At 65.9% G+C, this 14,024-nt stretch carries 13 protein-coding genes; 5 read left to right on the top strand and 8 right to left on the bottom strand.

Annotated elements, in window-relative coordinates:
- Positions 1 to 64 precede the first annotated feature (64 nt).
- Genes KVT32_RS27425 through glyQ form a run of 4 tightly spaced genes read right to left on the bottom strand, consistent with a single transcriptional unit; the run spans position 65 to position 4,384 of the window.
- On the bottom strand, positions 65 to 793 hold the full coding sequence (locus KVT32_RS27425) for a 1-acyl-sn-glycerol-3-phosphate acyltransferase (protein WP_062840273.1): 729 nt from the start codon (positions 791 to 793) through the stop codon (positions 65 to 67).
- Between the two features lie 4 nt (positions 794 to 797).
- Positions 798 to 1,337, bottom strand: coding sequence for a D-glycero-beta-D-manno-heptose 1,7-bisphosphate 7-phosphatase (gene gmhB, locus KVT32_RS27420; protein WP_217619118.1), 540 nt, complete (start codon positions 1,335 to 1,337; stop codon positions 798 to 800).
- On the bottom strand, positions 1,334 to 3,472 hold the full coding sequence (glyS, locus tag KVT32_RS27415; protein WP_217619117.1) for a glycine--tRNA ligase subunit beta: 2,139 nt from the start codon (positions 3,470 to 3,472) through the stop codon (positions 1,334 to 1,336). The genes gmhB and glyS overlap by 4 nt, the downstream gene beginning before the upstream one ends.
- Positions 3,473 to 4,384 (bottom strand): glycine--tRNA ligase subunit alpha, encoded by a 912-nt coding sequence (gene glyQ, locus KVT32_RS27410; RefSeq protein WP_217619116.1) that lies wholly within the window; start codon positions 4,382 to 4,384, stop codon positions 3,473 to 3,475. It lies immediately after the preceding gene.
- 281 nt (positions 4,385 to 4,665) lie between these two features.
- Between glyQ and KVT32_RS27405 the strand changes: the two genes are divergently transcribed.
- The 3 genes from KVT32_RS27405 to KVT32_RS27395 all read left to right on the top strand — a co-directional run bounded on the left by KVT32_RS27405 (position 4,666) and on the right by KVT32_RS27395 (position 7,800).
- Positions 4,666 to 5,433 carry a crotonase/enoyl-CoA hydratase family protein gene (locus KVT32_RS27405; protein ID WP_152383495.1) on the top strand — a complete coding sequence of 256 codons (768 nt, stop codon included), beginning with the start codon at positions 4,666 to 4,668 and terminating at the stop codon, positions 5,431 to 5,433.
- 243 nt (positions 5,434 to 5,676) lie between these two features.
- The gene (locus KVT32_RS27400; protein ID WP_056320934.1) at positions 5,677 to 7,200 is read left to right on the top strand and encodes a fumarate hydratase; all 1,524 of its coding nucleotides are present in this window, start codon (positions 5,677 to 5,679) and stop codon (positions 7,198 to 7,200) included.
- Positions 7,201 to 7,353: 153 nt separating this feature from the next.
- Entirely contained in the window at positions 7,354 to 7,800 is a 447-nt protein-coding gene (locus KVT32_RS27395) for a carboxymuconolactone decarboxylase family protein (protein ID WP_217619115.1), read from the top strand.
- A gap of 18 nt (positions 7,801 to 7,818) precedes the next feature.
- Here KVT32_RS27395 and KVT32_RS27390 read toward each other — a convergent pair whose 3' ends face one another.
- From KVT32_RS27390 to KVT32_RS27380, 3 genes are read right to left on the bottom strand one after another with little or no spacing between them, the layout of a single operon-like run.
- Positions 7,819 to 9,048, bottom strand: coding sequence for a CaiB/BaiF CoA-transferase family protein (locus KVT32_RS27390; protein WP_217619114.1), 1,230 nt, complete (start codon positions 9,046 to 9,048; stop codon positions 7,819 to 7,821).
- Positions 9,045 to 9,905: a MaoC/PaaZ C-terminal domain-containing protein gene (locus tag KVT32_RS27385; RefSeq protein ID WP_217619113.1), complete on the bottom strand. Its 861-nt coding sequence runs from the start codon at positions 9,903 to 9,905 to the stop codon at positions 9,045 to 9,047. Before KVT32_RS27385 ends, KVT32_RS27390 begins: the two co-directional genes overlap by 4 nt.
- Positions 9,906 to 9,914: 9 nt before the next feature.
- Positions 9,915 to 10,829 (bottom strand): SDR family NAD(P)-dependent oxidoreductase, encoded by a 915-nt coding sequence (locus KVT32_RS27380; protein WP_056320944.1) that lies wholly within the window; start codon positions 10,827 to 10,829, stop codon positions 9,915 to 9,917.
- A 152-nt stretch (positions 10,830 to 10,981) separates the two neighbouring features.
- Here KVT32_RS27380 and KVT32_RS27375 point away from each other — a divergent pair, with 152 nt between their 5' ends.
- Both KVT32_RS27375 and KVT32_RS27370 read left to right on the top strand, forming a co-directional pair.
- A complete protein-coding gene (locus tag KVT32_RS27375; protein WP_056320945.1) occupies positions 10,982 to 11,881 on the top strand; it encodes a LysR substrate-binding domain-containing protein in 900 nt (299 codons plus the stop codon).
- Between the two features lie 244 nt (positions 11,882 to 12,125).
- Complete coding sequence (locus tag KVT32_RS27370) at positions 12,126 to 13,109, top strand: tripartite tricarboxylate transporter substrate binding protein (RefSeq protein WP_056320948.1); 984 nt, start codon at positions 12,126 to 12,128, stop codon at positions 13,107 to 13,109.
- 24 nt (positions 13,110 to 13,133) lie between these two features.
- On the opposite strand, the gene KVT32_RS27365 is transcribed toward KVT32_RS27370, so the two are convergent.
- Positions 13,134 to 13,805: a lysozyme inhibitor LprI family protein gene (locus KVT32_RS27365; protein WP_217619112.1), complete on the bottom strand. Its 672-nt coding sequence runs from the start codon at positions 13,803 to 13,805 to the stop codon at positions 13,134 to 13,136.
- Between the last annotated feature and the right edge of the window lie 219 nt (positions 13,806 to 14,024).

Raw genomic sequence — 14,024 nt, 5'->3', positions numbered from 1 at the left:
TTTGCCCCGTGGCGCGCCCGCGGGCGCGTCGTCTTCCTGCGTGTTGAACAGGAGTTCTAGCTGATCAGTGCTGGGCATACCTTTCGGGGTTGAGACGCCGCATTTCCCCTTCGATCCAGTCCTGAACCTTCTGGTTCAGTTCCTCGGGGGTGAGTCCCTTGGATTCTATCGCGGGACCGATCGACAGGGTGATCATGCCGGGATACTTGATGAAGGCGTTGCGGCGCCAGCATTCGCCGGCGTTATGCGCAACCGGGATGACCACAGCGCCAGTGCGCGAGGCCAGCAGCGCGCCACCCATCTTGAAGCGTCCGGTCTTGCCGGGCGCCACGCGCGTGCCTTCGGGAAACAGCAGCGGCCAGCGGCCTTCGTTCAGGCGGGTCTGGCCTTGCTTGACCACTTGTTCAAAAGCGTCGCGGCCCTTGGCGCGGTCGATGGCGATCATGCGCAAGAGGGCCAGGCCCCAGCCGAAGAACGGCACCATGTGCAGTTCTTTCTTGTAGACGAAGCAGACCTCGCGCGGCATGTAGGCGGGAAAGAACAGGGTCTCCCAGGCCGACTGGTGCTTGGACAGCAGCACTGCGGGGCCGTCGGGCAGGTTTTCCCAGCCCTTGACCTGCCAGCGGATGCCGCAGAACACCTTGGCGCCCCAGATGGCCAGCCGGGGCCAGCCGACCGTCAGCTTGTAGCGCCAGTGCAGCGGCAGCGGCGCCCACAGGACACAGGCGAAGGCATACGGAATGACCGTGACGGCCAGGAACACGAAGTACAGGAACGAACGAAGCCAGGCCATCGGGTCACGCGTCCTGCAACAGGGCGTCGGCCAGGGCCGACAGGTCGTCGCAGACGCGCGTGTTGTCGGGCAGGCCGCCCTTGGCCAGCGTCTTGGCGCCATTGCCCGTCAGGACCAGCCACGGCGAGCATCCCGCTGCCGACGAGGCCTGCAGGTCGCGCAGCGAATCGCCCACGGCCGGCACGCCGGCCAGGTCGACGTCGTAGCGGTGCCCGATCTGCTCGAACATGCCCGGACGCGGCTTGCGGCACGTGCAGTCGTCGTCGGGGCCGTGCGGGCACATGAAAATGGCATCGATGCTGCCGCCCACCGCGGCGAGCTCGCGGCGCATCTTGGTGTGGATGGCGGTCAGCGTGTCCATGTCGAACAGGCCGCGCGCCAGACCCGACTGATTGGTGGCAACCACCACCTTCCAGCCGGCCTGCGTGAGGCGCGCGATGGCCTGCAGGCTGCCCGGCAGCGCGATCCATTCGTCGGGCGTCTTGACGAAGGCGTCGCTGTCCTGATTGATGACGCCGTCGCGGTCGAGGATGATGAGCTTCACTGGGCGAGCCTGGAGATGTCAGCGACCTGGTTCATCAGGCCATGCAGCTGGGCCAGGAGGGCCAGCCGGTTGGCGCGCACGGCCGGGTCTTCGGCCATGACCATGACGTCGGCAAAGAACGCGTCCACGGGTTCGCGGGCCTGGGCCAGCGTGGACAGGCTGCCGGTGAAGTCGCCGGCGGCCAGTTGCGCCTCGGCCTTCGGACGCAGGGCGGCCACGGCGGTGGCCAGGGCCTTTTCAGCCGGTTCCACCAGCGCCGCGTCGTTCACCGTGCCGATCTCGCCTTCGGCCTTCTTGAGCAGGTTGCCGATGCGCTTGTTGGCGGCGGCCAGGCTGGCGGCTTCGGGCAATTGCGCGAATGCCGCGGCGGCGCGCACGCGCTCGGCGACCTGATGCAGCGGCGGGGTCAGCGCGATCACGGCCTCGACGGCATTGCGATCGAAGTCGTTGATGAGCTGGTTGCGGTAGCGCTCGTAGATGAAGGTGCGGACCTCGGCCAGCGTGCCGGACGGGATCTTGCCGTCCGCGAACGTGCTGGCGGCCAGTTGCAGCAGGCCGTCCAGGGTCAGCGGACCGTCCTGGCTGATTTTCAGCCAGCCGCCCGCGGCCAGTTGTTCGAAGGCGCTGATCAGGCCCAGCGCGGCGCGGCGCAGGCCGAAGGGGTCGCGCTCGCCGGTGGGGGCAAGACCGATCGCCCAGATGCCGACCAGCGTTTCGACGCGTTCGGCGATGAACAGCGTGGCGGCGGTCAGGGTGTCCTGGGTAACTGGCGTGTCGTAGCGGTTGCGGTACTGAGTGCGCAGGGCCTCGACGACGCTGGCGGGTTCGCCGTCGCCGGCGGCGTAGTACGCGCCCATGATGCCTTGCAGCTCGGGGAATTCGCCCACCATGTTGGAGCCGAGGTCGGCCTTGGCCAGCATGGCGGCGCGGTCGGCGGCGGACACGTCGCCGCCCAGTTCGCCGGCAATGCCGCGGGCGATTGCGCGCACGCGCTCCACGCGTTCGAGCTGGGTGCCCAGCTTGTTGTGATAGACGATCGAACCCAGTTGCTCAACGCGCGCGGCCAGTGGCGTCTTGCGGTCGGTTTCAAAGAAGAATTGCGCATCGGCCAGGCGCGGACGCACCACGCGCTGGTTGCCCTCGACGATGTTTACCGGGTTGTCCGTGCGCATGTTGCTCACGATCAGGAAACGGTGCGTGAGGCGGCCGGTGGCCGGATCGAACAGCGGGAAGTACTTCTGGTTCAGCCGCATGGTCAGGATCAGGCATTCCTGCGGAACCTGCAGGAACTGTTCCTCGAACTGGCCCACGTAGACGGTGGGGTGTTCGACCAGCGCGGTCACTTCGTCCAGCAGCGCGGTCACTTCGGGGTCGTCGCCCAGCGTGGCGGACAGGCGGGTCGCTGCTTCTTGCAGCTGGCGCTGGATCTCGGCGCGGCGCGCTTCGAACGACGCCACGACGTGGCCCTTTTCGGCCAGCGTGGCGACATAGGCGTCGGCGTCGGCAATGGCGACGGCGCCCTGGCTCATGAAGCGGTGGCCCAGCGTCTCGCGGCCGGGGGACAGGCCCAGTGCCTGCACCGGCACCACGTCGGCGCCAAACAGCGCGATCAGGCCGTGCGCCGGGCGCACGAACTTGACGGTGGTGACGCCGTCAGCCAATTGGTAGCGCATGACCTTGGGGATGGGCAGGCCGTCGATGGCGGCTTCGATGCCTTCCTGCAGGCCGGCGGCCAGTTGCGCACCGGCGGCCGTGCCACGCGCCACCAGGTAGTCCTGCTTGCCGTCGGATTCGCGGTCCAGCGTGGCGAGGTCGATGTTTTCAAGGCCCTTGGCGGCCAGTTTCTTTTGCAGCGCCGGCGTGGCCTTGCCGTCTTCGGTCAGGCCGATCTTCACGGGCATCAGCTTTTCGGCATAGGCCTGGTCGGGCGCCTGCGCCAGCACGGCGGACAGGTGGACGGCCAGGCGGCGCGGCGTCGAATACGGCGTCACGGCGCAGCCTTCAGCCAGCAGGCCATGGCGGTCCAGCGTGGCGCGCACGCCTTCGGCAAAGGCCTGGCCCAGTTTCTGCAGGGCCTTGGGCGGGAGTTCTTCGGTCAGCAGTTCGACCAGCAGCGGGCGGATGTTCGTCGTCATTTATGCAGCCTCCCCGGCGGCCTTGTCGCGGCCCAGCATGGGAAAGCCCAGTCGTTCGCGGGAATCGTAATAGGCCTGCGCGACGGCGCGCGACAGGTTGCGGATGCGGCCGATGTAGGCGGCGCGTTCGGTCACGCTGATCGCGCCGCGCGCGTCCAGCATGTTGAAGGTGTGCGCGGCTTTCAGCGCGGCCTCGTAGGCCGGCAGCGCCAGCGGCACGTCCATCAGGCGCTTGGCCTCGGCTTCGTAGTCGTTGAAATGCGCAAACAGCATGTCGGCCGACGAGTGCTCGAAGTTGTACGTGGATTGCTCGACTTCGTTCTGGTGAAACACGTCGCGGTACAGCACGCGTTTGCCGTTGGTGCCTTCCGTCCAGACCAGGTCGTAGACGCTCTGCACGTCCTGCAGGTACATGGCCAGGCGTTCCAGGCCGTAGGTGATTTCACCGGTGGTGGGCGTGCAGTCCAGGCCGCCGACCTGCTGGAAATACGTGAACTGGGTCACTTCCATGCCGTTCAGCCAGACTTCCCAGCCCAGGCCCCAGGCGCCGAGCGTGGGGTTTTCCCAGTCGTCCTCGACGAAGCGGATGTCGTGCTGCGTGGGATCGATGCCCAGCGCCTTCAGCGAACCGATGTACAGATCCAGGATTTCAGGGGGCGCGGGCTTGAGCACGACCTGGTACTGGTAGTAGTGCTGCAGGCGGTTGGGGTTTTCGCCGTAGCGGCCATCCTTGGGGCGGCGCGAAGGCTGGACGTAGGCGGCGCGCCAAGGCTCCGGCCCGATGGCGCGCAGGAACGTGGCCGTGTGCGAGGTGCCGGCGCCGACTTCCATGTCGTAGGGCTGCAGCAGGGCGCAACCCTGTTTGTCCCAGTATTCCTGGAGCGTAAGGATGATTTGCTGAAAGGTGAGCATAGGATTCTCGGAATTCGGCCGCCGGGCAAGGGCTGCCCTGCGCGTGGGAAACCCGGCATTTTAACTGGCCTGCGGCCGCAGCGGTCCCGGGCGTCGGCGCGGCGGTTACATATGGGGGCCGAAAGGGCCGCCGAAAGCGTCCCCGAATGTGCCCCTGGTGGACACCCGGCCGGCTTGGCCTGCGGCCGCAAACCAATGGTCGTATGATTCCAGGTTGAGTCTTGAGTCTTATATAAAACCCGGAACCCGATTCCGAGAATTCGCGAAAAAGGAGCAGTCCCATGTCCGACCTGATCACGGTGGAAGTCACTGACGGCATCCAGATCATCACGATCAACCGTCCCGAGGCCAAGAACGCCATCAACCTGGAAACCGCCGTGGCCATGGCCGCCGCGCTGGACCAGCTGGACAGCCGTGACGACGTTCGCATTGGCATCCTGACGGGTGGCGGCGGCACGTTTTCGTCGGGCATGGACCTGAAGGCGTTCGCCGCGTCGGGTCAGCGTCCCTACGTGGACGGCCGCGGTTTCGCCGGCCTGAACGAGCGTCCGCCCAAGAAGCCGCTGATCGCCGCGGTCGAGGGTTATGCCCTCGCTGGCGGTTGCGAAATGGCGCTGGCTTCCGACCTGATCGTGGCCGCCAGCAACGCCAAGTTCGGGCTGCCCGAGGTCAAGCGCGGTCTGGTGGCCGGCGCCGGCGGCCTGTTGCGCCTGCCGCGCCGCCTGCCGTACCACATCGCCATGGAAGTGATCCTGACCGGCGAGATGCTGACCGCCGAGCGCGCGCACGCCTTTGGCCTGGTCAACCGCCTGACCGAGCCGGGCGGCGCCCTGGCCGGCGCGCTGGAACTGGCCCGCGCCATCGTCGAGAACGGCCCGCTGGCCGTGCAGACCGCCAAGAGCATCGTGGCGCAGGGCGGCGACTGGGACCAGGCAGACATGTTCGACCGCCAGCGTCCGCTGATCGCGCACATATTTACGTCGGCCGACGCCAAGGAAGGCGCGACGGCCTTCGCCGAGAAGCGCAAGCCCGTGTGGCAAGGCAAATAAGTGGTTGGCCCCCACGCCGCGCACGCTTCGCGCGCTTGCCCCCCCGAGGGGGCGCGTTTTGCCTTGGGGCGGCCGGGCGGCAAAAGGAGCCCCCACGCCGCGCACGCTTCGCGCGCTTGCTGCCCCCCGAGGGGGGCGCATTTTGCCTTGGGGCGGCCCGGCGGCAAAATAGTTCTTTTCACCTGCGGCTGATTACCTGATCAGCCGCGTTTTCACGTTTTCCATCCAGACCTGCAAACCGCCATGTCCGTCATCATTAAAGAAGAAGACTTGATCCAGTCGATTGCCGATGGCATCCAGTTCATCAGCTATTACCATCCCGTCGATTACATCCGCCACCTGGCGCGCGCCTACGAGCGCGAGGAAAGCCCCGCCGCGCGCGATGCGATGGCGCAGATCCTGACCAACTCGCGCATGTGCGCCGAAGGCAAGCGTCCGCTGTGCCAGGACACCGGCATCGTCAACGTCTTCCTGAAGATCGGCATGAGCGTGCGCTTTGACACCAAGCGCACCCTGCAGGAACTCTGTGACGAAGGCGTGCGCCGCGGCTACCTGAACCCGGACAATCCCCTGCGCGCTTCCGTGCTGGACGATCCGCTGTTCGCGCGCAAGAACACGCGCGACAACACGCCCTGTATCCTGCACGTCGAGCTTGTCCAGGGCGACAAGGTCGACGTGCAGATCGCCTCGAAGGGGGGCGGTTCCGAGAACAAGACCAAGTTCGCGATGCTCAATCCCAGCGATTCGCTGGTGGATTGGGTGCTCAAGACCGTTCCGTCGATGGGCGCCGGCTGGTGCCCGCCCGGCATGCTGGGCATCGGCGTTGGCGGCACCGCTGAAAAGGCGATGCTGATGGCCAAGCAGTCGCTGATGGAAGACATCGACATGTACGAGCTGCTGGCCCGCGGCCCGCAGAACAAGCTGGAAGAGTTGCGCATCGAGCTCTACGAAAAGGTCAATGCGCTGGGCATCGGCGCGCAGGGCCTGGGCGGCCTGACGACCGTGCTGGACGTCAAGATCAACACGTTCCCGACGCACGCGGCCTCCAAGCCCGTCGCCATGATCCCGAACTGTGCGGCCACGCGCCACGCGCACTTCGAACTGGACGGTTCGGGCCCCGCGCGCCTGGATCCGCCGTCGCTGTCCGAATGGCCCGAAGTGCACTGGGCGCCGGACTACAACAAGTCCAAGCAGGTCGACCTGAACACGCTGACCAAGGAAGAAGTCGCCAGCTGGAAGCCGGGCCAGACGCTGCTGCTGTCGGGCAAGATGCTGACCGGCCGCGATGCCGCGCACAAGCGCATCCAGGACATGCTGGCCAAGGGCGAACCGCTGCCCGTGGACTTCACCAACCGCGTCATCTACTACGTGGGTCCGGTAGATCCCGTGGGCGACGAAGTGGTCGGCCCCGCCGGCCCCACCACCGCCACCCGCATGGATAAGTTCACCGACATGATGCTGGAGAAGACCGGCCTGATCTCGATGATCGGCAAGTCCGAGCGCGGCCCGGTCGCCATCGAAGCCATCAAGAAGCACGGCTCGGCCTACCTGATGGCCGTTGGCGGCGCGGCCTACCTGGTGTCCAAGGCGATCCGCGGCGCCAAGGTGCTGGGCTTCGCCGACCTGGGCATGGAAGCCATCTATGAGTTCGACGTGAAGGACATGCCGGTGACCGTGGCGGTGGACGCCCAGGGCACCTCGGTCCACACGACCGGACCCAAGGAGTGGCAGGCCAAGATCGGCAAGATCCCGGTTGCCGTTGCCTAAGTGAAGACGAATTGGCCGCTGGAAACAGCGGCCAATTTTTTATGGGGTCCGGGCCGATCTTGGATCAGTCGATTTGCCGATTCTTGGACCTGTTTCACCGAAACGCCGGCGTGTAAGGTGGCGGGGTTCACTTTTCGACAGCAAAGGACTGACATGACCCGCATGAACTGGCAAGAGATTGCCCCGGAAGGCGCGAAGGCGCTCTTTGGCGTCCACCACTACGTCACGACACGCACGAACCTGCCGGAAGATCTCGTTCATCTCGTTTTTCTGCGCGTCTCGCAGATCAATGGCTGCGCGCACTGCATCGACCTGCACAGCCGTGACCTGCGCAAAACCATGTCGGTCGACAAGATCACGCTATTGCCCGTATGGGACGAGGTGCCGCATCTGTTCTCTGACCAGGAACGTGCGGCGCTTGCGTGGGCGGAGGAGGTGACGCGGGTGAGCGAAACCCACGCCTCGGACGAAGCGTACGCCGCCGCCTCGGCCGCGTTCGAGCCCAAGGACCTTGTCGACCTCACGATCACGATCGCGGCAATGAATTCGTTCAATCGGCTGGGCGCGCCGTTTCGGCTGCCCGTCGCCGCCAAGGCGTGATGCGATTCCAACGCGCCGTCACGCCTGCGCTTTACCCTTGAACGCCGCAATTGCCTGCGCCGACTTGCCCAGCACGTCGCGCAGCACTTCCTCGGTGTGTTCGCCCAGCATCGGCGGCGCGCGCCGGTAGACGACCGGCGAATCCGAAAACCGCAGCGGGCTGGCCGTCACGGGCGTCACGCCGCCAGCCGGATGCGGCATGTCGCGCCGCAGTTGCCGCGCCTGCGCCTGCGGATGGGCGAAGGCCTGCGCAATGTCGTTGATCGGCCCGCAGGGCACGCCCACCGCTTCCAGCTTGGCGATCCAGTCGTCGCGCCGGCCTTCTCGCATGATGTCCGTCAGGATCCCGATCAGCTCCACGCGGTTCGTGACGCGCAGCCGGTTGGTGGCAAAGCGCGGATCGTCGCCCAGTTCGGGCACGCCGATGGCGCGGCAGTAGGCGCGGTACTGCGATTCGTTGCCCGTGGCCACGATCAGGTGGCCGTCGCTGGCGGCAAACACCTGGTAGGGCACCACGTTCTGATGCGCGTTGCCGGCGCGCGTGGGCGCCACGCCCGAGTTGAAGTAGTTGGAGTTCTGGTTGGCCAGCAGGGCCACGTGGCTGTCCAGCAGCGCAATGTCCAGGTGCTGGCCCTGGCCGCTGCGATGGCGCTCTTGCAGGGCAGCCAGCACTGCCACGGTGGCGTACATGCCGGTGACGATATCGGTGACGGCCACGCCCGCCTTCTGCGGTCCGCCGCCGGGCAGGTCGTCGCGCTCGCCCGTGATGCTCATCAGCCCGCCCATGCCCTGGATCATGAAGTCGTAGCCGGGGCGCTGCGCAAACGGCCCATCCTGCCCAAAGCCCGTGACCGAGCAATAAATGAGGCGCGGGTTGACCTGCTTGAGGCTTTCGTAGTCCAGCCCGTACTTGGCCAAGCCGCCCACCTTGAAGTTCTCGACCAGAATGTCGCTGACAGCGGCCAGTTCCCGGATCAGCGCCGCGCCCTCGGGCGTGGCCATGTCGGCTTCGACCGAGCGCTTGTTGCGGTTGGCGCTGAGGTAATAGGCCGATTCGTTGGTGTCCTGGCCGTTGCCGTCCTTCAGGTAGGGCGGCCCCCACGCGCGGGTGTCGTCGCCCACGCGGGGGCGTTCGATCTTGATGACGTCGGCGCCCAGGTCGGCCAGGTTCTGCGTGCACCACGGGCCGGCCAGGATGCGCGACAGGTCCAGCACGCGGATGCCGTCAAGCGGAGGCGGGCGCGTCATGATTGCACCGTCGCGGTGCCGTGGCTCATGACCACGATGCCGCGCTCTTTGGCGCGGGCGATGAAGCGGATCTGGCCGTCCGGCATGCGCCACATGTCGCATTGCAGCGTCTCGCCCGGATAGACGGGCGCCGAAAAGCGCGTGTTCAGGCTGGTGAGCCGCGCCGCGTCGTAGCCGCAGTACGTCTTGACGAGGGCGTGCGCGGCAACGCCGTACGAACACAGGCCATGCAGGATGGGCCGGGGATAACCCGCCTGACGCGCCACGTCGGGATCGGCGTGCAGCGGATTGCGGTCCGCGTTCAATCGGTACAGCAGCGCCGCGCTGGGCGGAATGCGCAGCTCGCAGCGAGAATCGGGGTCGCCATCGGGCGCGGCGGGCAGGGCCTGCGGGCTGGCGTCGCCCTCGCCAAAGCCGCCGTCGCCGCGGCAGAATGTGCTGGACTGCAGCGTCGCCAGGCACTCGCCATTTTCGTCGTGCAGCGTGCGTTCGCTGACGATGATGGCGCCCTTGTCCGCGCCCTTGTCGATGACGTGCGTGTTGCGCGTCCTGCCCGTGACGACGCCCGCCACCGGCAGCGGCGCATGCAGCGTCAGCCGCTGCTCGCCATGCACGACCTTCACCCAGTCCACCGTCGAGCGCGGGTCGCTGACCCAGAACCCCGGGTAGCCCAGGATCACGCTCATCGTCGGAAACGTGCGCAGGTCCTTCTCGTACACATAACGAAGCTGGCCGGTGTCTTCGGGGTCCTGCCCCAGGCCGATGCCCAGCGCATACAGCATCGTGTCCTTCTGGTCGTAGCGCTGGCGCACGTCGTCAAAGCGCCAGTCCTTCACGGTTGCATAGTCCAACGGCATGTGGCGGCCTCAGATGGGATCCCAATCGATCACGTCGGGCGAACGCTCCAACGCGTAGAAATGCTTGCGCATGGCGGGCGCCGCGATTTCGGCAATACGCTCCGGTGTCCAGCCTTCGCCGTGATGCACCGTGCGCAAGGGCCGCGGCTGGCTCATCAGCATGATTTCGTTGGCGCGCACGGCAAAGATCTGCGCCGTGATCTCGCTGGCCGCGTCGCTGGCCAGGAACACGGCCATGGGCGCCACCTTCCCGGCTTCCATCTTCTTCAGCTTTTCGACGCGCGCCTTCTCTTCGTCCGTTTCCGCGGGGATCGAACTGGTCATGCGGCTCCAGGCAAACGGCGCGATGCAGTTCGAGCGCACGTTGTAGCGCGCCATGTCCAGCGCAATCGACTTGGACAACGCCACGATGCCCAGCTTGGCCGCCGCGTAGTTGGCCTGGCCGAAATTGCCGATCAATCCCGACGTGGAGGTCATGTGCACGAAGGCGCCGGATTCCTGTTCGCGAAAGTAGGGCGCGGCCGCGCGGCTCATGTAGAACGAGCCGTTCAGGTGCACATCGATCACCTGGCGCCATTCCTCTTCGCTCATCTTGTGGAAAACCCGGTCGCGCAGATTGCCCGCGTTGTTGATCACGGCATCGACGCGGCCGAATGCATCGATGGCCGTCTGCACGATGCGGCTTGCGCTGTCGTAAGCCGCCACGCTGTCGGTGTTGGCGACGGCCGCGCCGCCCGCGTCCACGATTTCCTTGACGACCGCCTGCGCGGGACCGTCCGCCCCGCCTTCGCCCGTGAGCGAAACGCCGATGTCGTTGACCACGACCTTCGCGCCCGCCTCGGCCATCGCCAGTGCAACGCCGCGGCCGATTCCTCCGCCCGCGCCCGTCACGATCACCACCTTTCCGGATACCAAGCCGCTCATTGCCTCTGACTCCTGTGCTGCGGCGCGCACGCCGTCTGTGGAAAACAGTTCCGCATCAACCCGTCTGGTTGATGGGCATGGCCTCATGGTAGATTCGACCCGGCATTCGAAGAATTCAAAATTAGAAATGCCCCCCTTCTGCGTGGTGGAACATGAGACATGATCTGACGGACCTGCGTTTGTTTCTGAACGTGGGCGAAACACTCAATCTGACCCGTGCTGCGGAACGCACTTTCCTGTCCTTGCCGGCGGCAAGCGCGCGGGTCAAGCACATGGAAGAGGCATTCAAGGCCCGGCTGCTGGTGCGCATGGCCACGGGCGTGGCGCTGACGCCGGCAGGCGAAGTGCTGCTCAAGCACGCCAACGCCGTCTTTCGCCAGCTTGAATGCCTGAATGCGGATCTGCAGCCTTACGCCAGCGGCCTGAAGGGACGCCTGCGCCTCTTGGCCAACACCACCGCCACCAACTCCTTCCTGGCCGATGCGCTGTCCACGTTCCTGTCCGAGAACCCCGACGTCGACGTCGAGTTAGAGGAAAAAATCTCCGGCGACATCGTCATCGCCATCCGCGCCGGCGCGGCGGACCTGGGCCTCGTGGCGGGCAACATCGACGTCGAAGGCCTGGACGTCACGCCACTCTTTCGCGACGAGCTCACCGTGGTCACGTCGCTGGACCACCCGCTTGCCGCGCAGAAGACCGCGCACTTCGCCGACCTGGTCGATGCCTACCAGTTCGTCGGCATCCACCCGGACAGCGCCATCCAGACGTTTCTTGAAGACATTGCAAGCGGCCTGGGCAAGCGCATCTGCCAGCGCGTGCACGTGGGCAGTTTCGAAGCCGTGTGCCGCATGGTCGAGGCCGGGGCGGGCATCGCCGTCGTGCCGCGCGCCTGCGCGGCGCGCTACAGCCGCCCCGACGGGCTGCATGTGCTCAAGCTGGATGACGCCTGGGCGATGCGCGATCGCCTCTTGTGCCGCCAACGCGGCCGCGACCTGCCCAGCTTCGCCGAGTGCTTCATCGGCCACGTGCAGCGGGCCGCACGCGGCCAATAGCGCGGCGCCGGCAGCCCCTGTTCAGATCGGGGTTTGCCCTGACCCCTATGCCGTAGCCCATGCGCCGTAGTGCCGCGCCACAGGGGCGCACGCGCACATCCGCTGCCTGCTTCAGCCCGCGCGAAAGAGGGGCTTTTGCAAATACGTAGCGGCGTATCCCGGCATTCGGCAAATAATAAAAAAACGCGGCGGGTGGCAGTGCTGAAGGCCTGACCGCGACCAGAACAAGACTCAGGAGACTGCCGTGATCCATCAAGACCGCCGCCGCGTCCTCGCGGGGCTGGGCGCTGCATGCGCCGCCGCCATGCTTCCTTCCTGGGCCCGCGCCGCCACCTGGCCGGGCCACGCCGTCACCTTCATCGTTCCCTTTCCCGCAGGGGGGCCGGTGGACACCACCGCACGATTCACGACGCAGCCGCTCGGCCAGCTATGGTCCGTGCCCACCGTGGTCGACAACAAATCCGGCGCCGGCGGCATCGTCGGCGCGCAATTTGCCGCCAAGGCCGAGCCCGACGGCTACAACTTCTTTTTCGCGTCCATCCATCACGCCGTGCTGCCCAGCCTGCGCAACAACCTCAGCTACGACATCACCACCGACTTCGTGCCGGTCGGCATGGCCGCCGTATTCCCCATCGTTCTCGTCGTCAACGCGTCGCTGCCGGTGAACACGGTCGGCGAACTCATCGCCTACGCCAAGCAGAATCCCGGCAAGCTGTCCTTCAGCTCGTCCGGCACCGGCGGCGGCACGCACCTGGCCGGTGAACTCTTCAACGCCATGGCCGGCGTGCGTATCCAGCACGTTCCGTACCGCGGCAGCGCGCCCGCCATGCAGGATCTGCTCGGCGGCCAGGTCCAGGTCATGTTCGCAGACGGCCCCTCTGCCGTGCCTCACCTGAAGGGCGGCAAGATCCGCGCGCTCGGTGTCGGCAACCCCACGCGATCCAGCATGGTGCCCGACATCCCCACCATCGCCGAATCCGGCCTGCCGGGCTACGAGGCCTACTCGTGGAGCGGCGTGATGGCGCCCAAAGGCACGCCACCCGACATCGTCAAGCGCATCAATGCGGACATGGTGAAAGTGCTGTCCGACGACAGCACGGCAAAGGCGATGATCGCGGCCGGCGCCGAGCCCAAGCCCGGATCGCCCGAAGCATTCGGCAAATTCGTGCGCGACGAAATCGCAAAGTGGCGCGACCTCATCAAGACCGCGAACATCAAACTGGAATGACCCGTGCATCTCAAGAAAGGCCGATCAGCGCACCGCGAACCAGTCGCCGTGGAGGTTGCCGTTCATGCCGCAGAACGGCGGCCCGAAGCCGTCATCCTTGCCCCCCGGCGGCGGCGCTACCCGTGCCACCAGCACCGCGCCGCGGCGCTTGAGCGTCAACGTCCAGGGCGGCCCGTCCTGATAGGTCACCGTCAGCGTGTCGCCCGACACCACCGCCTTGCCGCTCAGATCGCACACCCAGCGCCCGTCATAGGGCCGCGCGGAATTGGCCGCCACCAGCAGCTCGCCGTGGGCATTCTGCGTGATTTCGATCTCGCCTTCGATGTTCTTCCACTTGCCCACAAAGCCCGCTGCCGGCTTGGGATTGATCGCCTTCAGGAACGCCAGCCGGTAACGCATGGTGTCGGTAAGCGCTTCAAATGGCGTGCTTTGCACGTACGGTTCCGCGTAGGCCGCGTCGCGCACGCTCAGAAAGTACTTCTGATCGGCCATCAACGCCTTGGCCGACTCCGCATCCATTTGATCGCGCACAGCCTTGTATTGCTGCGCAATCGCAGCATCCTGATCCCCAAGCCTGGAATTGCCGCAAAGGGATTTCTCAACCGGCGTGGAAGCCTTGGCGCAATTGAATGAGGGTGCGGCAACAGCGCTGCCAGCCATCGCCAGCGAAGCGGAAAGGACCAGAAGACGGATCATGGTGTGAAGCTCTCCAGAGGATGTACAAGTCGGACCGCCGACCGGCGCCGCATGACTGCGCAGTTTACCGGTGTCATCTCTGAGTAGGTGTCAGACACCCTGCGAAGACTGCCGTCGGGCATAGGTTGTGCCCCAAGGGTGTCTGAGCTAACCCGGGTTTTCCGGACACTCGTAAAAGTAGACAATACTTGAAGGAGGTGTCCAATGGATAAATCCACT

This window comes from Achromobacter sp. GbtcB20, assembly GCF_019091095.1.
Taxonomy (GTDB): domain Bacteria; phylum Pseudomonadota; class Gammaproteobacteria; order Burkholderiales; family Burkholderiaceae_B; genus Achromobacter; species Achromobacter mucicolens.
Note: the sequence above shows the minus strand (reverse complement) of the source record. Positions and strands in the feature narration are given on the sequence as shown.

What these genes read in the sequence shown, in the direction of transcription:
- KVT32_RS27425 (WP_062840273.1), bottom strand. Translation starts at nt 793, where the DNA reads ATGGCCTGGCTTCGTTCGTTCCTGTACTTCGTGTTCCTGGCCGTCACG.
- glyS (WP_217619117.1), bottom strand. Translation starts at nt 3,472, where the DNA reads ATGACGACGAACATCCGCCCGCTGCTGGTCGAACTGCTGACCGAAGAA.
- glyQ (WP_217619116.1), bottom strand. Translation starts at nt 4,384, where the DNA reads ATGCTCACCTTTCAGCAAATCATCCTTACGCTCCAGGAATACTGGGAC.
- KVT32_RS27405 (WP_152383495.1), top strand. Translation starts at nt 4,666, where the DNA reads ATGTCCGACCTGATCACGGTGGAAGTCACTGACGGCATCCAGATCATC.
- KVT32_RS27400 (WP_056320934.1), top strand. Translation starts at nt 5,677, where the DNA reads ATGTCCGTCATCATTAAAGAAGAAGACTTGATCCAGTCGATTGCCGAT.
- KVT32_RS27395 (WP_217619115.1), top strand. Translation starts at nt 7,354, where the DNA reads ATGACCCGCATGAACTGGCAAGAGATTGCCCCGGAAGGCGCGAAGGCG.
- KVT32_RS27390 (WP_217619114.1), bottom strand. Translation starts at nt 9,048, where the DNA reads ATGACGCGCCCGCCTCCGCTTGACGGCATCCGCGTGCTGGACCTGTCG.
- KVT32_RS27385 (WP_217619113.1), bottom strand. Translation starts at nt 9,905, where the DNA reads ATGCCGTTGGACTATGCAACCGTGAAGGACTGGCGCTTTGACGACGTG.
- KVT32_RS27380 (WP_056320944.1), bottom strand. Translation starts at nt 10,829, where the DNA reads ATGAGCGGCTTGGTATCCGGAAAGGTGGTGATCGTGACGGGCGCGGGC.
- KVT32_RS27375 (WP_056320945.1), top strand. Translation starts at nt 10,982, where the DNA reads ATGAGACATGATCTGACGGACCTGCGTTTGTTTCTGAACGTGGGCGAA.
- KVT32_RS27365 (WP_217619112.1), bottom strand. Translation starts at nt 13,805, where the DNA reads ATGATCCGTCTTCTGGTCCTTTCCGCTTCGCTGGCGATGGCTGGCAGC.